Annotated in this window: 22 protein-coding genes and 1 CRISPR repeat array; of the genes, 3 read left to right on the top strand and 19 right to left on the bottom strand. The window is 34.2% G+C overall.

What is annotated here, in order from left to right; genetic code table 11:
• Nucleotides 1–10 precede the first annotated feature (10 nt).
• The 9 genes from BEN26_RS00235 to cas6 all read right to left on the bottom strand — a co-directional run bounded on the left by BEN26_RS00235 (nucleotide 11) and on the right by cas6 (nucleotide 15,060).
• On the bottom strand, nucleotides 11–1,480 hold the full coding sequence (locus BEN26_RS00235; protein WP_069800374.1) for a SpoIID/LytB domain-containing protein: 1,470 nt from the start codon (nucleotides 1,478–1,480) through the stop codon (nucleotides 11–13).
• Nucleotides 1,481–1,817: 337 nt separating this feature from the next.
• Nucleotides 1,818–6,484: direct repeats of the CRISPR family, unit length 30 nt; unit sequence GTTTCAATTCCTCATAGGTAGTCTAAAAAC.
• A 159-nt stretch (nucleotides 6,485–6,643) separates the two neighbouring features.
• Nucleotides 6,644–6,907: a CRISPR-associated endonuclease Cas2 gene (gene cas2 / locus BEN26_RS00230; RefSeq protein ID WP_069800376.1), complete on the bottom strand. Its 264-nt coding sequence runs from the start codon at nucleotides 6,905–6,907 to the stop codon at nucleotides 6,644–6,646.
• Between the two features lies 1 nt (nucleotide 6,908).
• A complete protein-coding gene (gene cas1b / locus BEN26_RS00225; RefSeq protein WP_069800378.1) occupies nucleotides 6,909–7,901 on the bottom strand; it encodes a type I-B CRISPR-associated endonuclease Cas1b in 993 nt (330 codons plus the stop codon).
• A gap of 8 nt (nucleotides 7,902–7,909) precedes the next feature.
• Nucleotides 7,910–8,401, bottom strand: a complete 492-nt coding sequence (gene cas4 / locus BEN26_RS00220; protein WP_069800380.1) for a CRISPR-associated protein Cas4 — start codon at nucleotides 8,399–8,401, stop codon at nucleotides 7,910–7,912.
• A 10-nt stretch (nucleotides 8,402–8,411) separates the two neighbouring features.
• Complete coding sequence (locus tag BEN26_RS00215; protein WP_069800382.1) at nucleotides 8,412–10,745, bottom strand: CRISPR-associated helicase/endonuclease Cas3; 2,334 nt, start codon at nucleotides 10,743–10,745, stop codon at nucleotides 8,412–8,414.
• A 40-nt stretch (nucleotides 10,746–10,785) separates the two neighbouring features.
• Complete coding sequence (gene cas5b, locus BEN26_RS00210) at nucleotides 10,786–11,508, bottom strand: type I-B CRISPR-associated protein Cas5b (protein WP_069800384.1); 723 nt, start codon at nucleotides 11,506–11,508, stop codon at nucleotides 10,786–10,788.
• 10 nt (nucleotides 11,509–11,518) lie between these two features.
• Nucleotides 11,519–12,394, bottom strand: coding sequence for a type I-B CRISPR-associated protein Cas7/Csh2 (gene cas7b, locus BEN26_RS00205; RefSeq protein ID WP_069800386.1), 876 nt, complete (start codon nucleotides 12,392–12,394; stop codon nucleotides 11,519–11,521).
• The gene (locus BEN26_RS00200) at nucleotides 12,387–14,312 is read right to left on the bottom strand and encodes a TIGR02556 family CRISPR-associated protein (RefSeq protein WP_069800388.1); all 1,926 of its coding nucleotides are present in this window, start codon (nucleotides 14,310–14,312) and stop codon (nucleotides 12,387–12,389) included. The genes cas7b and BEN26_RS00200 overlap by 8 nt, the downstream gene beginning before the upstream one ends.
• 13 nt (nucleotides 14,313–14,325) lie before the next feature.
• Nucleotides 14,326–15,060, bottom strand: coding sequence for a CRISPR-associated endoribonuclease Cas6 (cas6, locus tag BEN26_RS00195; protein WP_068723168.1), 735 nt, complete (start codon nucleotides 15,058–15,060; stop codon nucleotides 14,326–14,328).
• 453 nt (nucleotides 15,061–15,513) lie between these two features.
• On the opposite strand from cas6, the gene BEN26_RS00190 reads away from it, so the two are divergent.
• Nucleotides 15,514–15,756, top strand: a complete 243-nt coding sequence (locus BEN26_RS00190; protein ID WP_069800391.1) for a hypothetical protein — start codon at nucleotides 15,514–15,516, stop codon at nucleotides 15,754–15,756.
• A gap of 355 nt (nucleotides 15,757–16,111) precedes the next feature.
• The gene (locus tag BEN26_RS00185) at nucleotides 16,112–16,600 is read left to right on the top strand and encodes a DUF3794 domain-containing protein (RefSeq protein WP_068723159.1); all 489 of its coding nucleotides are present in this window, start codon (nucleotides 16,112–16,114) and stop codon (nucleotides 16,598–16,600) included.
• On the opposite strand, the gene BEN26_RS00180 is transcribed toward BEN26_RS00185, so the two are convergent.
• Complete coding sequence (locus tag BEN26_RS00180) at nucleotides 16,601–17,125, bottom strand: DUF3794 domain-containing protein (RefSeq protein ID WP_068723157.1); 525 nt, start codon at nucleotides 17,123–17,125, stop codon at nucleotides 16,601–16,603.
• A 120-nt stretch (nucleotides 17,126–17,245) separates the two neighbouring features.
• Between BEN26_RS00180 and BEN26_RS00175 the strand changes: the two genes are divergently transcribed.
• Complete coding sequence (locus BEN26_RS00175; RefSeq protein ID WP_220126386.1) at nucleotides 17,246–17,701, top strand: YaiI/YqxD family protein; 456 nt, start codon at nucleotides 17,246–17,248, stop codon at nucleotides 17,699–17,701.
• A gap of 26 nt (nucleotides 17,702–17,727) precedes the next feature.
• Here the strand turns inward: BEN26_RS00175 and BEN26_RS00170 are convergent, their stop codons facing one another.
• From BEN26_RS00170 to BEN26_RS00130, 9 genes are all read right to left on the bottom strand, one after another.
• Nucleotides 17,728–18,105 (bottom strand): hypothetical protein, encoded by a 378-nt coding sequence (locus BEN26_RS00170; protein WP_181482146.1) that lies wholly within the window; start codon nucleotides 18,103–18,105, stop codon nucleotides 17,728–17,730.
• A gap of 209 nt (nucleotides 18,106–18,314) precedes the next feature.
• Nucleotides 18,315–18,533 (bottom strand): DUF2905 domain-containing protein, encoded by a 219-nt coding sequence (locus tag BEN26_RS00165; RefSeq protein ID WP_068723153.1) that lies wholly within the window; start codon nucleotides 18,531–18,533, stop codon nucleotides 18,315–18,317.
• Nucleotides 18,517–19,527, bottom strand: a complete 1,011-nt coding sequence (gene ruvB, locus BEN26_RS00160) for a Holliday junction branch migration DNA helicase RuvB (RefSeq protein WP_068723151.1) — start codon at nucleotides 19,525–19,527, stop codon at nucleotides 18,517–18,519. The genes BEN26_RS00165 and ruvB overlap by 17 nt, the downstream gene beginning before the upstream one ends.
• A 12-nt stretch (nucleotides 19,528–19,539) precedes the next feature.
• On the bottom strand, nucleotides 19,540–20,160 hold the full coding sequence (gene ruvA, locus BEN26_RS00155) for a Holliday junction branch migration protein RuvA (protein ID WP_068723149.1): 621 nt from the start codon (nucleotides 20,158–20,160) through the stop codon (nucleotides 19,540–19,542).
• The gene (gene ruvC / locus BEN26_RS00150; protein ID WP_399167561.1) at nucleotides 20,157–20,690 is read right to left on the bottom strand and encodes a crossover junction endodeoxyribonuclease RuvC; all 534 of its coding nucleotides are present in this window, start codon (nucleotides 20,688–20,690) and stop codon (nucleotides 20,157–20,159) included. The genes ruvA and ruvC overlap by 4 nt, the downstream gene beginning before the upstream one ends.
• A 53-nt stretch (nucleotides 20,691–20,743) precedes the next feature.
• Nucleotides 20,744–21,322: a BofC C-terminal domain-containing protein gene (locus BEN26_RS00145; protein ID WP_069800395.1), complete on the bottom strand. Its 579-nt coding sequence runs from the start codon at nucleotides 21,320–21,322 to the stop codon at nucleotides 20,744–20,746.
• 91 nt (nucleotides 21,323–21,413) lie between these two features.
• Nucleotides 21,414–22,166: an NAD(+) synthase gene (gene nadE, locus BEN26_RS00140; RefSeq protein ID WP_069800397.1), complete on the bottom strand. Its 753-nt coding sequence runs from the start codon at nucleotides 22,164–22,166 to the stop codon at nucleotides 21,414–21,416.
• Between the two features lie 96 nt (nucleotides 22,167–22,262).
• Complete coding sequence (locus BEN26_RS00135; RefSeq protein ID WP_069800399.1) at nucleotides 22,263–23,243, bottom strand: phosphotransferase; 981 nt, start codon at nucleotides 23,241–23,243, stop codon at nucleotides 22,263–22,265.
• A 91-nt stretch (nucleotides 23,244–23,334) separates the two neighbouring features.
• Nucleotides 23,335–24,069: a LysM peptidoglycan-binding domain-containing protein gene (locus tag BEN26_RS00130; RefSeq protein ID WP_069800401.1), complete on the bottom strand. Its 735-nt coding sequence runs from the start codon at nucleotides 24,067–24,069 to the stop codon at nucleotides 23,335–23,337.
• Between the last annotated feature and the right edge of the window lie 22 nt (nucleotides 24,070–24,091).

The raw sequence follows: 24,091 nt of genomic DNA, 5'->3' as shown, positions 1-24,091 counted from the left end.
TGGTACTTTCTCACTGGTTATAATTTTTTGTAAGAGTTGCTCCTGGATAATAAAATTGGAGAATCTCTTGATAGGTTTTTCCATCTTTAGCCATTTGTCTTGCACCAATTTGGCTCATCCCTACCCCATGTCCATAACCATCCCCAGTAAAGGTATAGGCCGTTTGCTCTAATTTTGTCGCTTTTGTCGCCCCTAAAACCGAGATTGGCTTCCCGTTTCGGCCTAATTTTTGTGTATTTGATGTACTTTTTACATAGAGGTTGGATGGCTCCATTAACGTTACCTGTGTAGCTGATTGAACAAAGACTGGCGCAGTCGAACTTGAGATCGTGAACAGTTGACTCTTTAATGATAGAAGAGATCTTAAATAGTCTTTTGAATCTTTATTCCTATCATTTTCATCAATCGAGGTATCATAGATACCATTTGTTCCAATAAATCTCAGATCTAGTACTCTGCCAGAAGGAGCTTTATTGATGATTTCTAAACTTTCTAAAGAGCCGATGTCTTTATTTTTGTTTCGTAGTCGATTTTCAATCTCTGATTTTGTATAGGTCACTTGCCAACCATGATAAGCATTTCTTGAGTCGTAAAGCTCTGCATATTTCTTATCATAAGGGTCAACCTTTGATACTAAATAGGGATATGAACTACCCCAAACGTTTTCTGCTGATTCAGTATATCCCCCATTTGAAGCAGAATATTGTGCGGCAATGAGTGAATTGTTATATGTGAGAACTTGTCCTGCTGTTTCCCCTACTGCTTGGTTAGAACGATCTCCCTCTCTAAACCCACGGCTGTAAACACCAGTATATGCTTGGTATCTTGTCGTATCATCAATCACTTGATTGGAATATTTCATGGCAAAAGTTCTTGCTGCGACTGCTTGGGCTTTTAAACTTTCTAATTCCCATGAAGGACTCATTTCAATCGGAACCACACCTTTTAAATAATCCTCAATATTTAATTCATTGATCATTTTAATCGTTGGTGTTGGAAGCGATGTTGGGTTACTCACAAGATCGATTCGAAACTCCATGATGTTCCGATATTGGTTGACATCGTATTTGATCCCTTGCCAATAGCGAACCACATCAACCAAAGGAAAAGACTCGCTATCCGTTGATGGAATTGGTATTAAGCGAATCGTATCTAATGGATCGCTAATCGTTTCCCCTCTTTTTTTGATAAATAATTTATTGTTTTCCATCACCACATCATAATGAATCAATCCTTGATCATCTTTATCTTCTAATTCAAGGATCGTTCCTTCTACAAAGTATTTTCCTCTAAGAGCAAAACCTATCGTGTCTACAGGCATCTTTTGCTTCGTTGCATCGGTATTGGTGATTTCCACTTTTACAATTGGGATCTCTCCTACCTCTTCTCCACTACTAGCATAAGTGATAGGACTATTCATGAATAAGATAGGAAGGAATAAAACTAGGATAAGGAAAAAAGAGAATCGCTTCTTTTGCATATAAACCTCCTAAGCAGTGATGTCATCGAATCTATCAATTTACCAATATAATAGATTCGATATAAGGGCTTAGAATCCTGCTTAGGTTTGTAGGTCATAGGGCTTATTTTAGTGCTTAAATATTTGATTGGAAAGATATTTTCTATTGAGGATAGTTATGAAGTTAAGTTACTGAATCAAAAAAGAGGGAATGGCTGATCATATGAAAAGGTATTGGGATCTTTAGTCGAGTCTAGTTACTGCATGCATCAGATAACTTAATAGGTTCTCTTGCTGTATCCTCATAGGTAGTCTAAAAACTTAAGTGATGATATACCATCGCAATTGGCGAAAAAGAGTTTCAATTCCTCATAGGTAGTCTAAAAACCAAGGAAGCGTTGTTAAAACTAGCGGATGAATTAGGGTTTCAATTCCTCATAGGTAGTCTAAAAACTAGACGGGATTAAAATCAAAAATCCATACAGATATTTGTTTCAATTCCTCATAGGTAGTCTAAAAACGGGATGGCAAGAACTAAACAAATCGCTACGGGAATGTTTCAATTCCTCATAGGTAGTCTAAAAACTTATTCAAACCACCAAGAAGTTCCTTTGGAATTGTTGTTTCAATTCCTCATAGGTAGTCTAAAAACCTTCCCAGACGAGGAATCCTATACCTCGTCTTCTGAGTTTCAATTCCTCATAGGTAGTCTAAAAACTCAATCACGACGCTTCACCTACCCGCTGCGCGAGGGTTTCAATTCCTCATAGGTAGTCTAAAAACTTTTTAATTTGAATATGTGTCATTGCCCTAGGTAAAAGTTTCAATTCCTCATAGGTAGTCTAAAAACTCGTAGTAAATTCAATCCTATCTGATTCATCATTGGTTTCAATTCCTCATAGGTAGTCTAAAAACTCATGAGATCATGTTCAGTTGTTCAAACTTAGAAAGGTTTCAATTCCTCATAGGTAGTCTAAAAACCGCGGGAAGCATTAGAAGCATTACAAGGTATATCTGGTTTCAATTCCTCATAGGTAGTCTAAAAACATAGTAGGTGGTTTTTACTATCACGTATTTAATGAGTTTCAATTCCTCATAGGTAGTCTAAAAACCTTCTTTTGTCCGCTTATCCAGTTCTATGATTTTTTGTTTCAATTCCTCATAGGTAGTCTAAAAACATCTGATGGGTATATGATTCGACACTATTTACCAAAGTTTCAATTCCTCATAGGTAGTCTAAAAACTATTTTACTTGCTTCATTACATTAGCTAGTTTTTTGAGTTTCAATTCCTCATAGGTAGTCTAAAAACTCTTCAACACGGTTCCGAGTTTTTGAGAAATTGGGAGTTTCAATTCCTCATAGGTAGTCTAAAAACCCATAAGTACCAATACCAGCCCGATTACGATGAAAAGTTTCAATTCCTCATAGGTAGTCTAAAAACATAGTATGCTTCTAATTTATTTTTCCCTTGTTTCCTGTTTCAATTCCTCATAGGTAGTCTAAAAACCTATGTAAACGATAATGTACCATTTGAGAGTCCATCGTTTCAATTCCTCATAGGTAGTCTAAAAACGAGTTATTATGGCTTCTGATGTAATTGATTCTTTTGTGTTTCAATTCCTCATAGGTAGTCTAAAAACCTGAAATAGAATCCCGTGACTACATCCTGATTAGAGTTTCAATTCCTCATAGGTAGTCTAAAAACCTGATCCAATCACATTAAATAAATATTCAATCCAAAGTTTCAATTCCTCATAGGTAGTCTAAAAACCAATACTCTGTTTGGAGGTGAATCCTGATGCCAAAAAGTTTCAATTCCTCATAGGTAGTCTAAAAACCTCCTGACTGGAGTCACCATGAAAGAATCTCCGGAAGGTTTCAATTCCTCATAGGTAGTCTAAAAACGCAAAAACAGCACTTGAATACAGCGCTGTTTGTTCGTGTTTCAATTCCTCATAGGTAGTCTAAAAACGACCTTCTTTTTCTGCACCTGTTCCGTTTGTTGTAGCGTTTCAATTCCTCATAGGTAGTCTAAAAACCGAACTCATAATCAATAACGTCACCAGGTGTTGCATGGTTTCAATTCCTCATAGGTAGTCTAAAAACAAACGTTGATTAGCACTGCTGTAGCCGATTCTACAGGTTTCAATTCCTCATAGGTAGTCTAAAAACTAAAAATTCCTCAAGTTTAACTTTGGTCAAATCGTCAGTTTCAATTCCTCATAGGTAGTCTAAAAACCCAGTACGCTGGTATATTCTTTGTTCATGGTTGCCCGGTTTCAATTCCTCATAGGTAGTCTAAAAACTGGTACGGACGTTTGGGGAACAGTAAGATGTCGGCGTTTCAATTCCTCATAGGTAGTCTAAAAACTAGACTTACCAGTATAAGTTGCTCCACTTGGAGTTGCGTTTCAATTCCTCATAGGTAGTCTAAAAACGAAGAATTTAGAAGAGCAGCAGTCGCCTCAAAGTAGTTTCAATTCCTCATAGGTAGTCTAAAAACGACACTTTGATTTATACGAGGTTATCCCCGAATCAGGTTTCAATTCCTCATAGGTAGTCTAAAAACTTGGTCTATGTTTTGAATTATCCATTTTAATTCTTGTTTCAATTCCTCATAGGTAGTCTAAAAACTTCATATGTTGCAGAAGCGTGAAGTTTGCCGATCAAGTTTCAATTCCTCATAGGTAGTCTAAAAACGAAGGATCCAAGCGCAAATGCAGTCGCACTTAGAAAAGGTTTCAATTCCTCATAGGTAGTCTAAAAACACAGCTACAACCCACCCAGGAGCATAAACAGCTGGGGTTTCAATTCCTCATAGGTAGTCTAAAAACCATATAGGTAGTCCGCATTTTGATGAAAAGACACTTTGTTTCAATTCCTCATAGGTAGTCTAAAAACACGTGGTTTGGTCCGAAAATCTGAGGGTACATGGCTCGGTTTCAATTCCTCATAGGTAGTCTAAAAACGAATGCAACAGAAGCTTACAAGAAAGCAGGATATAAAGCGTTTCAATTCCTCATAGGTAGTCTAAAAACATGTGAAAGTTTCACTTCACAAATTAAAAGGAGGAAGTTTCAATTCCTCATAGGTAGTCTAAAAACGTGACACAGAAGGTCTCATTCCAAACCAAAAAGCAAGTTTCAATTCCTCATAGGTAGTCTAAAAACTTTACTGTTATATGTCCCTGCAGCATACTTTTCTATGTTTCAATTCCTCATAGGTAGTCTAAAAACTGGCTAGTGTTTTTTTATATGACCTAGATATGTCGTGTTTCAATTCCTCATAGGTAGTCTAAAAACGCTACCTGTGGATACGAACACTTGTTTTATAACTTGTTTCAATTCCTCATAGGTAGTCTAAAAACCTGTCACTACATACATAAGTTAACCCTCCTTTTCTTCGTTTCAATTCCTCATAGGTAGTCTAAAAACTTCTTTTACACTAAAAACAGAACAAATGTTTGTAGGTTTCAATTCCTCATAGGTAGTCTAAAAACTTTGTTTTACTGGTGCTTCATCTCGTAGCACAAGAAAGTTTCAATTCCTCATAGGTAGTCTAAAAACGAAAAGTTTGCCAAAGGTGCATTTAGAAACTTAGTGTTTCAATTCCTCATAGGTAGTCTAAAAACAGATTGCCTACCCCCTCCCCATTGTTAGGATTAGGGTTTCAATTCCTCATAGGTAGTCTAAAAACTTGTTAGATCGCGGATACGTGAGGGGATAAGGATGGGTTTCAATTCCTCATAGGTAGTCTAAAAACCTTAGAAGCCGTTCAGTTTCTTTCATTGCAGGAGAGTTTCAATTCCTCATAGGTAGTCTAAAAACATTTCTTCGTCTGTGATTTCTCGTATTTCAACATTTGGTTTCAATTCCTCATAGGTAGTCTAAAAACACAAAAATGTACAAGTTAAAGTGTGCGGAATAACTGTTTCAATTCCTCATAGGTAGTCTAAAAACCCATTTCGGACGGGGCTAATCCTTTTTCTTCCGCAGTTTCAATTCCTCATAGGTAGTCTAAAAACTTAGTGATTCCTGCAATAATCATCTATGATACGTATGTTTCAATTCCTCATAGGTAGTCTAAAAACAAATGAAGTGAATTACAAAAGGCAGGAGGAAGGTTATGTTTCAATTCCTCATAGGTAGTCTAAAAACGTTTTGGGTTTTTTTATTTGTCTAAAGAAGGAGGATTGGTTTCAATTCCTCATAGGTAGTCTAAAAACCAGGAAGGAGGGTACTTCCCCACAGGTAGACGAACGTTTCAATTCCTCATAGGTAGTCTAAAAACTTACAATCTAAGGTGGAACATATTGCCTGTATGGTTTCGTTTCAATTCCTCATAGGTAGTCTAAAAACACGAGGTTATTCAAACATTACCACCAACAATGCAAAGTTTCAATTCCTCATAGGTAGTCTAAAAACCTAACTTCGGAAAATTAAAAATCTCACCCAATTTTTTGTTTCAATTCCTCATAGGTAGTCTAAAAACCTCTTCCCGTTTTCATCATTTTTTGTAAGTTCCATTAGTTTCAATTCCTCATAGGTAGTCTAAAAACTATGTTCAATTAGTCAATATTATTCTTAAAATTTTAGTTTCAATTCCTCATAGGTAGTCTAAAAACTTGCTGGAAATTTAATTGAAGGTATAGATTTTACAGGGTTTCAATTCCTCATAGGTAGTCTAAAAACCAACAAACAGACGTACAAAAACAACCATACATCATACGTTTCAATTCCTCATAGGTAGTCTAAAAACTTCAAGACATGCAAGAAACTGATCCAATGAATTTAAGTTTCAATTCCTCATAGGTAGTCTAAAAACTTCCAGGTATGGAAGGTAGAGCGTTATTCAAATCTAGTTTCAATTCCTCATAGGTAGTCTAAAAACGGTGGAGGTTGGGGGGGAAAAACAGGTTTGTATTTAGGTTTCAATTCCTCATAGGTAGTCTAAAAACTTGGCGTTGCACGTTGTGGGTATTGTGGTAGTAGCAGTTTCAATTCCTCATAGGTAGTCTAAAAACCCATTTCAACTTGATTATAATTGGGTTTTTATATTTTGACAAATATCATAAAAAATCGTACAAAATTTAAAAACCCTTGGTAATATTGTTCTTCTTGTTATGTCGATCCCGGCTGTTTATTACAGGATTATAAATCGACGGAAAACAGATGTTAATATGTTATACAAAAATATCCTGAGAATTTTTAGTTAAACCCATAACTTCTCTAGTGGAATATTTAGTACTTTGGAAAGAATAGATAATTACTGAATCTTCCTCTGTTTTTATGATTTTCCCAATTTCAAATTTTAGTTTTTTTAAATTCCCTTCACTCAATTCCCCTTCCAAAACTGAATTTTGCACCCAAGTTAAATATTCCCTGCATTTTTTTAAAACTTTATTTACTCGTTTTTCTCCTACATCATAAACTAATATTACAAACAATTTACCACCCCGCTATAAATGGTGAATACTCATCATCATTCGTGATGTGTTTTTGCAATTTATACAGTTCAAGTCTAATCAACCTCTTATAGCTTACTTTATTATCCAATTTTGGATGATTAATCTTAGTATTAAGCTTATCGTTATACTCTGAAATAAACTTTTTCTTCCCATTATCATTTAGTATGATGCCATTTAACTGACGTTGAAAATCTTTAGAAGTTATAACATTCTTGTTTAATAGTGAAAATATTACCCTATCAACGATTACTGGCTTAAATATTTCTGCAATATCAAGATTTAATGTAAATCTTCTATTGTTGGTTGAGTGCAAATATCCTATTCTTGGATCAAGCTGGGTTTGATATATTTCACCAAGAACAGTAGTATATATCAAAGAATTCCCAAAACTTATAAGTGCATTTAACTTATTCAACGGTGGGCGTTTACTTCTTTTATCAAATTCAAAGTCTGGTTTATTAATAATTTTGTCAAAACATTTATAATATCTTTCTCTGATATTTCCCTCAATGGCCATAAGAATTTCAATATCTGTCGCATTATTAATTGCTTTATACAGGTTACTTATGACATCAATATCCTCGTTTAGGTCAATCCCCCTGTTACGATAATATCTTAAGATGACAAGAATATTTAAAACAGCACCCTCTATAAATTTTTTAGCAATGGTCATTCTTTTCTCCGTATTTAAATAATATTCAGCTTGTTTTAGTATTACATAGCCCGAGTTCAGATGTTCTCTGGGATAAAAACTTCCTATATAGTAACCGTAATAATTAAAATAATGAAGAACTATCTCCTTTTCAGAGGCGAATTCCAAAAATCTTTTATTAATATCTACTTCGCCAAAAACCCATATATTATTGATCTCATTAACGGGAAGGTATTTTTTTTCGTCAGAACTTTCAAAAAATAGGGTATTATCCTTTCTTTTTAATTCACCATTGTTAAATATATAGAAATCTTTTTTCATATAACCTCCTAGGAGTAACAATATTCTTTGTAAGCACAATTCCGACACATATTTATCTTTTCAACTACAGGTGGAGAAGGCTTATCTATAATAGCCTCTATTTCATCTATCATCTTATTCAATTTCGCTTCTTTTTCTTCATCAAGCTCAACATCAATTCTCTTTCTTTCTTCGGGATATTGCAGTACTCCCTTAGCCTTGATATTGGCATCTTTTAAAATTTTTAAATAAAATAGTAGCTGCCACTGTGAAGCTTCCATAAATTTAGAAGTTTTTTTTGTTTCTCCAATAACTAATTCATTACCAGTTTCATATAGAACATCAAATACTACATTGCCGAATTGAATCTCTTTTTTGCTTCGCTTGTAATAATTTTCGTGAATAAATCTGCCCAAATCCACGTTTTTATCCTGCTGATCAGGTATAATTCCATGCGACATCAGCCAAACTTCCCTTTTGCAAATATTGTAATACCATACTAAAGTCCCATTAACTTCCATGGTAGCACCTCTACAATATATCGTAACCTTTTTCTTCCCTAATGAATCCTGTTATCATATTGTAGTAATCTTCTACGCCCTCATAGGGAAGAACATGCAGCCCAAATTGTTCATTAAAAATACCTTGATATTTCACAGGGAGCGAAACGGTATAATCCCTTAAGGTGTTTTTTATTTCCAGATAAATTTCCCTGCTTTTATAAAAGTTCTTCTCTTTAATCATTTCAAGGTACCTGTCAAATACCTTTTTTGCCGTTTGGTCATATATAATAAATCCATCAAAATAGCCAGCATTGTTTTCTATTAATGAAAACTTTTGTAAAGGTATTCTATCTTTCTCTTCATTCGCTGACTTATCACCAGAAAAATTCATAGAAATAATGGAATTAATCAGTTTTTCTGATTTATCTTTATTTTTTTTCTCTTGAATCTTTGTATAATATTGTTCGATTAATTTAAAATAATCTTCTTCGTATATCTCGGCTTGATTTTGTAGAATCTGTTTAACAATATTTAACGTTGAATTACCATATACATTTTTGGCATATAACGTTTCTTCCGCTTCTTTCTCATCATCATATAATGAGTAAATATATACTTCGCCGATATCTTTTAAGCCATTTCGATTGCACCTTCCGCTACACTGGATAATTGAGTCGATCGGTCCTATATCTCTTATTACGACATCAAAGTCGAAATCAACACCGGCTTCAACTACTTGAGTAGAAACAAGGATTATTTTTTTCCCTTGATCAAGAGCTGCTTTTACTTCTTCAATTCTTTTTCTTCTATGTACAGGTAATAGATTCGTAGAAAGGTAAAATATATCTCTGCCGATATTTTTTAACCCGTTAAATATTTTTATTGACTCATTGATTGTATTACAGACGATTAAATAGGATTTGTTCTCAATATTGTTATTGAACTCTTCAATGAAATCAAGAATATTTTTCTTTTCCAGTATAGGTATTATTTTAGTGCGATTGAAAAATTTAAAATACTTTTGATGAGCTGCCAAAAGTTCAACGGCCCCATTAAGTATAAACGGTTTTGTTGCCGTCATCATTATGATTCTTAAATCGAATAATTCACTAGCTTTCTTAATTACATGGTCTACCAAGGGGAGAAGCGAAATATCTATTGCCTGTACTTCATCCAAGAGAATAATGGAGCCTTTCATGCTAATCAATTTTTTTAGCATTCTGTTTCTTGTACCGATTAAAGTTTCAAGGAACTGCACAAAGGTTGTTATCACAATACCGCTGTTCCAATTTTCAATTAACAACTCCGCTCTTAATTTATCAATATCGTATTTATCCGTATTGTAATCCATATTGGCAAGACTGTGATGCTTTATTAAATACCTCCCTTTTTCGCTTTCAAAATCTTCAATATTTGCAAAAAGATCTTTGATAACATCATAATTCTGCTCAATAATTGATGTAAACGGAAGAGAATAAATAATTTTTCTATTATCATTCAACAGTTCTTTTAATTTTAGGGCAGCAAAGAATCCAGCATACGTTTTTCCTGTTCCGGTCGGTGCAGTTATCGTGAATAATCTCGTTTTGTCATAACTTCTTTGGATATTTTCTTGGATACTCTCAAATATTTCCCTTCTAATTCTATTTATTTCCCCACTCTTGCCTTTTATTTTTTCTTCCCTTTCCCTATTCAAATCAACATAAGTCACATATTTTTCTTCAGGAATTAATGTTCCGGAAGCACTTAGTTTATCTGCAGAAATTAAGGCAGAATAAAGAATTTGATGTATAAAATAATTTTCATCCGTTTTATTGTTTCTTTCCGTTAGTACTTCAATTCTTTTAATTTTTTTCATCAATTCTTCGATATTAACATGTAAGAATTCTTTAAAACAATCTTCATATCCTAAAATACGATAGACCTTTCCAATATCATCTCTATTTATAGATAAATCTTCTATCTGTTTTCTGACGATTTCAATTTTTTCCAATATTAAATAATCATTAGGGGTTATTTCTTTGAAACTTGACGGTAAATCGTTGGACGGATTTTCTAAATTGCCATGATGGTGTAAGACTGTATTAAATATAATTAACGGTATAGAATTATTCTCCCCAAATTCCTTAATAGCACAAAATCCGACGAATAGTGCGGAAATAAAACTGTGATCACTAAATCTATTACGTTTTCCGCCAAGCAAATATTTTTGAAAATATGTTGTAAATTTTCCAAAATCATGACCGTAAGCCATAATTTCATAAGCTTTCAGAAACTTATCTTCTACTTTGTCTTTATTTATATTAAATACTTCTTGAAGATGAACAATAAGTTTTTTATCAGGATGAGAATAGAATTCCATAATCAACCTCCCTAAAAAATAAGTGCCATTACTAGGCACATTACATCAAAACTATATTTTCACCGTTTATTCTATAAAAGTTTCCCTTTAACTTTACTCTTAAAGGATGACCCTCTTCATCGTAGATATAATCTTCAACTTCTTTTATTATTCTATCTTCGAAAAAATCCCTCGACATTTTCTCTTTTATTAAGCTTAAATTCATTCCTTTAATATCAATTCCTTTATCAGCTATTAAACTTTGTCTAATGATTGTGCTTATCTCGATAAAATCATTTGTATTTTGCTCTATTGCCGTAAAATTCCCTATATAATTTATGTTGCAGTTAAAAGGGGCAGCACCTAAGTAAGGAATATAATGGAATCGTCCGTTTCTAATTCTATCCTCAAGTTCTTCCATTATTATATGATCTGAATGGTTAACATAAACTCTGTAAATGACTCCCTTGTCTCCGGTAACCATTTCAAAGGGAATCTGAGTATGCCCTTCTTTTAGATCTGTTACGCTATCCCGTGATGTAGCTTTAATGTAATTTAAAGTTTGAATGATTTTTTTAGTAGGTGAAATTTTTCTTACAGCGATATTAAGTTTTTCTGTTGAAAGAATATCGTAATAATTATCCCTTTCATAGCCCAATATCGCAGCAATAATCCCTTCTATAGTTGTTCTGGGAGGTACTGAATAGGATAGAGAAGAAGAATTGGTGTAAAATTTCCTGAAATGAGCGTACCTTCCCTTTATATCAAATATTAAGAAATTCATTATTTTCACCCTACTTTACTTCAACAAGTTCGAAACCGTTTAGTACCTCGGATAATTTGCCAACTGTGTCAGCCGCCTTTATTTCCAGACGTTCATCAATAAAATAGTAAATCTTGTCAATTTTACTTTTGTTTTTATTTAACAACGAAACAAGATCAGTAATATCAAGGGATACTTCTTTGATGTCTCTTATGTTTTCAACCTTTTCTTCAAGTCTTATATAATCTCTTAAATCTCCAAGAATGGTTTCAGAATCCTTATAAGCTACTCTTAAATAAAGTCTTGGATACTGACCTATTTTACTCCTTGTCGCAAGATTAGGAATGGCATGTTTCATAGATTCGTCGAGAAGTTCCAAATCACTTTCCGTTAATTTGGTTTTTTTGGCCCTTTTACCACTAACCACTCCTGAAAAAGCAATAAGAGAATATTTTACCCGATAATCTTTACCGATAGTTCCTTGCTGTGCCTTTTCATCTGAGGAAAAATGAGAAGTAATACTTGATTCTAGAAGTTCGACTTTATTAAGGGAATAGCCCCAGTTAAATTGAACAGGACCGATAAATGTCTTGTTATCGCCTTTTACCGGCATTGTAGCACCAAACAACCTAACGTCGATAAGTTCATTTAAAATTGCTTCTTCTGAAAAATCTTTCATTTGTTTTACTCTTCCTTCAGCAGTAACCGACTTTTCATCCATCTTTCTCACAAATAAATCATATCCCTTGTCCAGTAAATAATCCCTTACATATCTTTTTAACCTTAAATCAGATACAAGATTTATATCCCGCTCATAATCCATACGGGGTCTGTTTTCTTCATCAGGATCACCATTAGGATTTGTCATTTTTGCATCATAAAGATATAAGATTTCGTTATTATTCATGCTTATTTTCCTCCTTTAATATTGGTTGGGTGGTTGCAAAAGAATAACCTGAAAGCAGATAGAATAAATTTTCATTTTTGTTTAACTTCCAGGAAGCAATGTTTGAATCGATAAGTCTTTTAAGTTCAAAATATGTAACTTCATTAAAAGCTCTTATTTTTTCCTGCTTTAATTTTGCAAAAACATCGTTCGTTAGCCTGACAATCTTCGTCTTATCAATCCCATTAAAATTCAGTTTGTTTAATATCGGTTTATTTCCGTCAAGCCTTCTATACTGAGCATTACCTATTTCTCCAATAAGATAGCCTAAGATAAACATGGCGCTTTGCTGTTCGTTGTAATTCATTTTTTCAATAAACGTTTTAATCCCATCACTTACTTTCAATGCAGAAATATCCAATGGATTTCCCTCCTTTAAACAACCGGTATATTCAAAAAACTTAATCAGCATATTTGCATTTAGAAGATAAAATGCTATTGAAAGAGTCCAGTTGATTTTGTCTTGGTCTGATTTTAAATTGTATCCTTCTTTATCTAACCGTTTCACATTAATTGCCTCGATAAATTTATCTATTAAATGCTGTTTCTTTATTGGCCTGCCTGTAAACAGGGCATCATAAAGATCAAGCAAATCCCTGTATTTAGTGACATCACCCTGTTTAACTTTAACAGGAATCATATAATATAGGTTCTGAAGTCCTACATACGACTTAAAAAATTCCTGATTTAATCCTTCCCTCATTCTTTTATTCGCCTTAATCGCAGCCTCGCCAATTCTCCTAAATATGGATGGTGATATATCCTTGATTAATCTTTGAATTTTGGTTGCTTGGTTACTAGGTTTGTAGAAGATAAAATTTAGAAGAAAGTAACTTTCTTCATTTCTTAGATCAAGAGATTCAAGGATATCTTTTTCAAACATTTCTATATCCTTAAGGTTTTTTGCTGTATTAAATGAAGAATTTATTTTTTTAATTGAATGTTCAAGTTCCTCTTTATTTAGCGGTGCACCATAAATAAAATGAGGTACTAGATAAACTTTAAAAAATCCCAATCTGGTATCGAGATTATTTTTTACAAAAACTTCACCTGATGAGAGGCTATCCATACAATTTTCACATATCTGCATATTTTTATGATAATTTTTATTATCTATGTTACTGGCAAATATTACTTGGTTCGTTGTGTAGTATTTAATTTTCATTTTTGATAGATCAGAAGTCACATTTTCTGAAGAACCACAAATACTGCAAATTTTTATACAGTTAATATTATTTTTTCCGCTTTTCAACTCAGGTTTTTTAGCTTCTATAACTTTTTCCTGATATTCATTAAATTTAGTAAGCGGCTTATCATTTATAAGAATGGTAAATAAACCTATTTCATTTAACTTCATACTAAACTTATTTTTAAGATATTTTTCAAATTCCTTTGCTAGTTCTTTAACTATATCCTTATCCTCTTTATGATTTTGTTTTAATTCACTATATATCTCCTTAACTTCTTTTTCAGTGCCAAGATATTTTGTCAAATTAAGAGCATAACGATATTTTGGTTTAATATTTTCTCCAAGATCAACATAAAACTTCTCAAATATTGCTTTGATTTGTTTATTAAGATTGTCTCCAAAATCTGTTTGTGCTAGATTATAGAATGTTTCTGTCAAATGGTAATTGATCGATTTTGATGTAGCAAACCATTGGGGAGAATTGGGGCCATCGGCAGAACCTACAAATAAATAGTTTTTTGCAGTTTCATCTGTCATTTCTTCAGTTACATCAACTTCTAAACTATTTTCTTTAAAGTTCAGTTTCAATACTTGAAGCACCTTATTTTTTCTTATTGATTCTGCTTTTTCAACCAAACTCTCAATTGAATAGCCAACTGCTTTACCGATTTGAACAAATCCTTCAATCAATTTTTATCACCCCCTATATTAATTCGATGCAACCAAATCCTTGGGAATTCTTAGAACCCAGCCCTGCGTCATAAGCGATCTTGATAAGTTCTTCTGAACCTTCAATATCAAATTCTCCGCTCCAACCTTTGATCACAATCCCTTTATATAAAATAATATTTTCTTTCAAATTTTTATTTTTAATAGGAACCAATTTAAAACTTGTATCAGAAGGTTCTATATTATAAAAGGCTATATATTTTTTTATTAAGTTATCTCTAATCAGTTGTTCAAACTCATTTTCCATCGGGTTATAATAATATGTTTTTTTATTGCCATTATGTTCAAAGGTGCTATATACAACAATCGGAGATTTTGTTCTAAACCTTCCCTTAGTCTTGATATCTGGATGAATGAGTTTAATTTGATCAATCAACACTTCGTTTCCCAAAATATTAAAATCACTGTTTATCAAAATGTTATTAACGAGATATTTTAGAAATTCATCATCGGCTGTTGATACTAGCAGATTAGCCTCATCAAAATAAGTTATTGTTTTGTTATGTTTATCAATTATAAACTTGCCTTCCAACCTAGAAAAGGTATACATTTTAAATTTTCTGTTATTGTATTCATATCCCGTATTATGTATAAACTTACTATAATTCTCATCGTTGAGCCATTTTAAAACAACTGCCTGAATGATATGATGATAATGTAATGGTAGAATTAAAGGTTTTTCAAATCGTAATTTTATCGATACTCTCACACAATCAATCCTTTTTAAAAAAAATTAAAATTAATAGGTTTATATTTCAGAAGACAAATTGTTACATTTATCGTATTTATGATTTATGATAACAGATAAATATTAAAAAAAACGTCGAAATTAGTCGAAACTCTAAAAATTTTTATTATACAATACAATAGAATCGATTCATAAAGGCGGTCGGTTCATTCCATGAAACAGATGTAAGTTATCTTAACACCGGCAGGCTCCCCGTTAACTTTTTTATCACCATAAATAGCAATTTCTAAGTTTTCTAAATCATTCATATTATAAGAGGATATTTTCTCCATATATGTTTCATAGTCGCATTTTGTTTGAAAATTCTAAAGAAATTTTAGTATTTTCTATATTTCAATGAAGTATATTTTGGTTTTTTGGGGTGAGATGAAATGATTTTGTCTGGACGCCGAAAGCAATTTTTGCAAAAAATAATTGATCTTTACAAAAAAAACAAATATCCCTGTTCATTATGTGACATTAGCAAAAGTGATAGGCGACAGTAAATGGAAAGCATACGATATGATGATGGAACTCGAAAAAAATGGCTATATCATCCGTGGTTATTCAGTGAATCCTGGTGAAAAAGGGCAGTCCCAAGTTGTCTTTCAACCATCGGCAAAGCCTACAAATCTATTTGATTTTAAACATTCTGATAACATATCCCAAGAAGAATAGAATAAAATCAAAAGTATGGTTCAAAATACTCTAATAAATGAAATGGGAGTCACTATGTTTGTCAGAACGGTGGTTGGTACAATCATCCAAACAATAAATCATGAAATAGGCATTGAAACTACTGATTTGGTCGTAAAGCCTTGATTGGAATGATTAGAACACCAATTAGAAAACCTTCCTTCTGTACAAGGCCAAAACATTATGAATAACACGTTTGGATATGGCGGTACAGGTATATTGATGTTGAAAAATTTTCTTAGTATCGAAAGAAGATATTCAACATAAAAAAATATTCATAATCTAGTGTTGACTTGCATATATTATTGTAGCCTATATTGGAGGTGAACTGTTTAACATGAATATCTTTCGCGATATGATCAATTATGTTGGGATTGCTAATTCCGAGGATTATCCTGAAACACCAATTTGTTTTAAGCAGTTTACACTTAATGAAAAAATAAATGTACCAGAGCAAAAACCTGATATTGAACAAATTCTCAAAGTTATGTCTATTGTTAAAATCATTAATAAAAGATTAATAAAAACACCGTATAATAAAAAAATTATAATTGATGGTGTAGTGAAACAAATATTTGTGTATACTGCTGCAACACCTGAACAATCCGTGCATTCCTTTAATAATGAGATTCATTTTTGTGAAATGATCATAATTGATAACGAAGTGAATGAGGATTTAAAACAATTAAAAATAAAAATTGTGGTGGAAGATATTCATGTTTTCCACCACGATTTAAGAAATATTCAAGTAAGCAAAGTTTTATGTGCAATCATAGAATTTGATCATTATCTTCCTCCTCCTCATTACGATGAAGAGGAAGAATAATTATTTTAGTACCGTTTGTAAAAGTGTATTTAGCGTAGTCCAAACAAACAATGTTACACATTTATTAATAGTGCGTGGATCAAGAAGATTCACTTCAACGTTTTCAATAATTACATTTACTGGTCCTGCTAGTATATCTTTGAGTGAAAGTCCTAATGAAGTTAGTAATTGCTCAACGGTAGATCCTGCAGGAATCACTAGTGGTATATTAATGAATGTACAGAACGGATGTTCATAATGGGATGAATGAACAGATTGTTCAGGCACACCCGCCGTGTAGACAACTTTTTGTCTCAATATACCTTCTACGATGACTTTAACTCCAGTAGGGGTTAGTATTGTTCGGTTATCCGTTACTATTGCCTCGACTAAAACAGAAATGATTTGTTCTACATTAGGTTTAGCTTCAGGAATGGTTAATCTCTCTTGAATTGCTATTTCATTATTGGGGTTTAATGGGCCGATAACTGGAAATTCACTAGGATCCGTAATTCCAATAATTTGAACAAAATCTCTCTGTGCCAATTTTAACACCTCCCTCTATCGCATGTAATTTATTTTATGTTTTTGAAAGAAAGAAGATATAATGAAACAGTCTATTTTTAATTTGGTTTAGCCAGGGAAAGGTTGAGAGGAAACAAATTCATGACGATAAAAATTTTAGTAGATGCTGATGCAATGCCTGTAAAAAAAGAAATTGTAAATGTAGCAAAAGAATTTCATTTACCGGTTATAATGTTTGCAGATACGAGTCATTTGATTGATGATGGTTATTCCAAAGTCATCACCGTTGATAAAGGAAGAGATTCAGTTGATATGAAGCTCGTCCAATATGTCAAAGCAAATGATATTGTGATCACGCAAGATTATGGCGTTGCTACCATGGTATTAGCGAAGCAGGCTTTTGCCATGCATCCTAATGGGTTCTTATTTCAAGCTGATAACTTAGATCAACTCCTATTTGAACGCTATCTCTCACAAAAATCACGAAGAGCGGGAATAAAAACCTCTGGACCAAAAAAACGTTCCAAAGATGCAAATCATCTATTTGAATTTGAATTTCGCAAACTAGTTCAACGAGTTTATTTTATGATAAAGTGAAACATCATCCCTTCGTTCTGTGTTTGCTAAGAAAAAAATAGATCACCACAAGAACCAGAATTATAAAACCTATTGGCAATGATTTGAATTTTTTGTTCTAATTTAAAACCGATCATATAGGGTATATAACTAGCAACGGTAAAGGTTAAACTCATCCCTATAGCCAGCCAAATCATCTCTTGTTTGGTTGGGTTTAAAAGGTATCCATAGCTAACAATGAAAATGAGAGATGGTAATGGAAGAGTTGAACCTTTAATAAACATGGCTATAAATAGGCCAATCATTCCAATGTCATTGAGATAATTCATGATGGTTTGTAGCATGTTTATTCCCCAATCGATGATTCTAACATCATATTTGATTTCATTATATTCTTGCTTATTTATCTCAATTATTTTGGCCAATTTTTACCTATTAAATGTAATGTAAAAATATTTGAACAGGGATTTTATTTCTGAATGTTCCTTCTGATTATTTAAAAAGAGATGAGTTTCACTAGGCTGTGTTTGCGCGATCACTCTTCCATTTCTAATAGAATTGGATACGGGCACTTGACGGCGAATCGCATCATATGAATTTTTAGCAGGAAGGATGATAAGATTCCCTTGTTTTGCTACTTAAACCACCTTAACAACCACATAATTCCTGACAACACTAGACTCAACACAATACTAGTCATTACCGGAAAATAAAAGCTGAAGTTTTCTTTTTTAATCACAATATCTCCTGGCAACCTGCCCAATGACAAGAATCGACCACCAAATTGCCAGATCACTCCGATTACAATCAATAAAATTCCAAGACTAATGAACAATTTAGACATTGGATTCATCAGGAATACTCCTTCCTAAATGATGATACGCTGCGTTGGTTACCATTCTCCCTCTAGGTGTTCGTTGCAGAAAACCAATCTGCATCAAATAAGGTTCATACACATCTTCAATCGTATTTGACTCTTCACCAATCGATGCGGCTAATGTATCTAAGCCAACAGGACCACCTTTGAAATTATCAATGATGGTGGTGAGTAGTTTATGGTCGATATGGTCTAAACCCAAACGGTCTACTTGAATTTGTTCTAAGGATGATTTGGCTACTTCTTCTGTAATCATCCCATCAGCCACTACTTGTGCAAAGTCTCGAACTCGTTTTAATAAGCGATTGGCTACTCTTGGTGTTCCTCTTGAACGCAAAGCAATCTCTTTGGCTGCATCTCCTACTATTTGCACATCTAGTAAATCAGCAGCCCTCGTGACGATATAGCTTAATTCCTCTACCGTATAATATTCTAAACGACTTACTACCCCAAATCGATCACGAAGTGGAGAAGACAATAGACCTGCTCTGGTGGTTGCACCTACTAAAGTAAACTTAGGTAGATCTAATCGCACAGATCTTGCACTGGGTCCTTTACCGATAATAATATCTAGCGCAAAATCCTCCATCGCCGGGTATAAAACCTCTTCTACACTACGGTTTAGACGATGAATTTCATCGATAAATAGAACGTCTCCTTCTTGGAGATTGGTTAAAATCGCTGCTAGATCCCCTGGGCGTTCAATGGCAGGGCCCGAAGTAGTGCGAATACCTACTCCCATTTCATTAGCAATAATATTAGATAACGTTGTTTTTCCAAGTCCAGGCGGTCCATACAATAGAACATGGTCAAGGGGTTCATTGCGCAATTTGGCAGCCTCAATAAAGATCTTTAAGTTTTCCTTTGCTCTAGTTTGCCCAATATATTCAGATAAAAAACGAGGACGTAGGCTAAATTCTACGGTTTGATCTTCTGACAACATTTGTGATGAAATAACGCGATCCTCCATTGCCCTTTCCTCCTATTCCCTCATCAATATGATCAATGCTTGCTTAATCAGGCGGTCAAGAGATTGGCCACTTTCAATCGAATCTTGCAAAGCTTTTACTGCTTTTTGAATCTCTTGATCATGATAGCCAAGCGATTTCAAGGCTTCTATCAATTCAGATCCTGCCTGTAATTCGCTAACCACCTTTAGATTTTCTTCTTCTATTTTAGCAGATGGCATTCCTTTAAAGGTTAATCCCTTGACTTTATCCTTTAAATCTAGAATGATTCTTTGGGCGGTTTTCTTTCCTACTCCTGGCATTTTGGTTAAGGTTTTCTCATCTTCTGTAGCAATAGCCTGAATCACCTGATTTGGATTGCCTTGACCTATCATCGCTAGTGCGCCTTTAGGGCCAATCCCAGAAACACTTAACAATAGGCGAAATAAATAACGTTCTTCTTTTTCTTGAAAACCAAATAATCCCATCCAATCTTCACGAAAATAATGATGAGTATGTACGAAGCAATCTTGGTTTAACAAAGCTTGATAGCTTTCAGGGCGAGGGACAAAGATTTGATAGCCAATCCCATTCACATTGATTACAATGTAATCCTCTTCAATTCCAACCAAAATTCCTTGAATAAAATCGATCATTTGCTATTCCCCTTATTGATGATTGCTGTCATTTTTGCAGAATGAACATGGCAGATGGCAATAGCCAAAGCATCGGCTACATCATCTGGCTTAGGTACTTCCTTTAGACTAAGATACATCCTAACCATTTCTTGTATCTGTTTCTTTTCTGCTCTCCCATATCCAACAATCGCTTGTTTTATTTGTAATGGTGTATACTCAAAAATTGGAAGATTTGCTTCCACGGCAGCAAGCATAAGAACACCTCTAGCTTGGCCAACTGTAAAAGCTGTCGTTACGTTTTTATTAAAATATAGTTTTTCAATCGAAACAGCCTCTGGTTGATAGTTCTGAATAATTTCTTTTGCTGCATCATAAACCTGTTTTAAACGAATTCCTGTATCTAAACCTGCTTTGGTTTGGATACTACCATATTGAAGAGGACGAATCTGATTTCCCTCTTTTTTGATCACACCAAAGCCGACGATCGCAATTCCTGGGTCAAAACCTAATATAATCACACTATTTCCCCCATAAATGTATACGAACATATATTTTCATATGCTGATTATATCAGAAAAAAGCAAACAAAAAAAGCCACTTATTAGCGGCTTTCGTTATCATCCATTGAAAATTCACTGTAGGTCGATAAAATACTATTATATTCTGCTAAATCTCGAATTGGAATTCCTTGATGTAATTGTTCGATCGGTTCAGAAGGAAGCGCACTTTCCAAACTATCAATATCAATTCGGAAAAAAGTTTCGATCACTTCATTCTCATTTGGAGTACCTTGATATAAGGTAAAATAACCATCTGGGCTTAGACCAAAATAAGCACCATTCTTAATCTTTGGCGATAAATCTTCAAGGTACCTCTCCATCTTGATTTCCTGATCTGTTTTTGCAATGATTTTCCAACCAGCATATTTTTGTTCTAATTCTGTGAGTGAAGTATAACTTTCATTTTTCGTTTCTACCAAATCTTCACCTACAACATAGTGAGTGACCATCACTAGTTTTGTGTTGATCGGTGAGGCTACCTCTTGAGCCAGTGGTTCAGTTGCATCACTGTTTGGTTCTTCACCCTTTTCAGTTAAAAGCGGATAAAAGCCAATGGCCAATGCAATAAGAAGTAATGTAATCAAATATGAATATTTTGTTTTATGATTCCCGAAAAACATAGAAAAAAACTCCTTTTTTTGGTCTTTTTTTTATTCATAACCAAAAAAAAAGGAGTTTATACCTACAATGTGAATGTAATTAGAAAATTAGTTAAATGCCAGGCATCAGTAACCGTTTATGCTCACTATTACGATGGAGTCGTTCGATTTCCTCAATCACTTCTGGTTTTCCTTTCCCAGTTAACAAATATCGATCTAAGTCTTCATATGTAAAGCCCATCTCTTGTTCATCGGTTTGACCTGCCCATAAATCTGCTGAAGGGGCCTTGGTGATAATTTGCTTAGGAATACCTAAATATTCTGCTAAAATTCGAATTTGATGTTTGGTCAAACTAGAAACTGGGTTAAAATCTGCTAATCCATCGCCACCCTTTGTCATATAGCCCACATAGATCTCTGAATAGTTACAGGTATCAGAAACAAGGTATCCTAATTGTCCTGCGATTCCATAAAGAGTGGTCATTCGGAGTCTAGCTTTTGTGTTCCCCTTTACCAAATCATTTAGTTTTTCTATCTTTTCCATTTCCTTTGTAATGGCATCGAAGGCAGGGCCTACATCCACCGTAACCAACTTTAAATTGATCGCTTCTACTAGTGCCTTTGCATCCTTTTCATGTACGGGACTAGAATAGGCAGGCATCCAGATTCCAAGCACATTCTCTTTTCCTAAGGCTTTTATACATAATGCTGCAGACACCGCACTATCGATCCCACCGGAAATCCCGACAACTGCTCCTTTTGCATGAGCACTTTCGATATACTCACGGATAAAATCGGTTCTTTTTTTTACATCTTCTTCGATATTTTCTAGGTAGGCTTCTAGTTTTTGTTGAAAAATATCCATGGAACTTCCTCCTTTTGTTTAGGCTTGTCTTTTATTCATTACCAAAATCATACACAAGTTTGTAGCTTGTTTCAAATCAAATTCTTTTATTGCTAATCAAATCCTTACAATTTCTTTTTGATATTGTGTAAAACGATCCCATTCCTCCATATAATGGTTCATCATTTTGCTAACATTCTTTCTTCTATATTTTTCTGGTCTTTTATATACGCCAAGACTTTCACGAAAAAATTCATTAGGATATAAAGATAATTGATGAATCAATTTTTTCTCCTGATCCCTTAGTTTATGATTCTGTTGGTATTGTTCTTCCATCTGTTGAAATATATTCAAATCCCATTTCCACTCAACCATCGCCCGATTGAATAACTGCCAAACATCTAATATCTGTACTTCATAACCAGCTAAATCAAAATCAATCATCGATGTTTTTTCTCCAATTAAAAAGTTGTGACTAGCTACATCCCGGTGGGCTAACATTCGATTGTCTATTGCTTCTTGCTGCAAGCGATTTATCCATTGGCCATCTAACGTTTCTAGTGCTCTTTCTGCAAAATGAATCATATCAGGCCCTAAGGTTATAATTTGTTGCTCAAAAGGATCTAGATTTGTTTTAAAAAGAAGATTCTGATACAGTTGTTTAAATTCATTCAGGCGATCCATCCATTTTTCTTGGATTGTAGAGCGTTTTTTAGGCTGGGCTTTCGTCTGAATCCATGATCCATGATGATGAAATTCTGCAAGAACATTTAATACTAGAGATAGGTCTTCTAAACAATGATAATCTGCATGTCGACCTTCAACATATTCCATCACCATAAAAGGATGCTCGAATGTGCCAAACCAGGGAATTTGATAACGATTTGCTACAATTTGCGAAAAATGAGCAAACCCTTTTCTTTTTAGTGCTTGAGTCATATCATATAACCAATGAATCAGAATAGCCTGCTTAGGATACGCCTTTATAATCCATGTTCCTTGGTTCGATTCGACTTGCCACAAATGATAAAATGATTTGATCTGGGTAGGTTCTATCCCATAGTTATTAATAAGCTCTTGACTTAGCCATTCTTCCATTGTAAAAACCTCCTAATATTCAAGTGAAATAAAATGCTATCCCCTAAAAATTAAGGGATAGCAGGTATGCACTTGTAATTAGTCATCCTGTTTAGAAGAATGGACGAGGTCTCTGAGGAAAAGGAGCCCGATGGCTACCATGAGAACTACTCCCCATCGAACTGCTGGAGCTTGGGCTTGATGAGCTTGAACTGCTCCCATCCGAGCTAGAACCCATACTTGAACTGCTTTCCATAGAACTGCTAGAGCCATAGCTTGAGCTTCCATCCCATTCATAGGCTGGATACATTCCCATTGGCATTTGTAGACATGGATCCATCATATACGGAATTTGTCCATATGGCATTTGTGGTCTCATCGGCATTCTTCTTGGAATTCTAGGCCTTGGACCCATTTGCCATGGTGATACATAGGGTGACATCGGCATTTGTGGTTGCATTGGCATCGTCGGTAGCATCGGCATCGGCATTTCTGGCATCATCGGCATATAATGGTGATGATGATGATGTTTGTGTTTTTTATGCTTATGATGAGGTGGCATCATTGGCATGGGCATCATAGGCATTTGTGGTGGTAATTGTGGTGCTGGTGGAGCTGGGGTCTCCGGCTCTGGTATGACCGGTGGTTGTGGAACAGGCATCTTTGGTGTTGGACGCTTCGGTTCCATTGGCATTCCTCCTGTTGGTATCATAATTTTCATCCCAACATCAATGACATCAGGATTTGTAATTTGAGGATTCGCATCGATTAAGGTTTGCAAATCCACATTATGTCTTTGCGCAATTTTCCAAAGAGTATCTCCTTTTTTGACAATATAAATCTTCATTGTCTACCCTCCTTGCTAAATA

This window comes from Tepidibacillus sp. HK-1, assembly GCF_001748485.2.
GTDB classification, from domain to species: Bacteria; Bacillota; Bacilli; order Tepidibacillales; family Tepidibacillaceae; genus Tepidibacillus_B; species Tepidibacillus_B infernus.
Note: the sequence above shows the minus strand (reverse complement) of the source record. Positions and strands in the feature narration are given on the sequence as shown.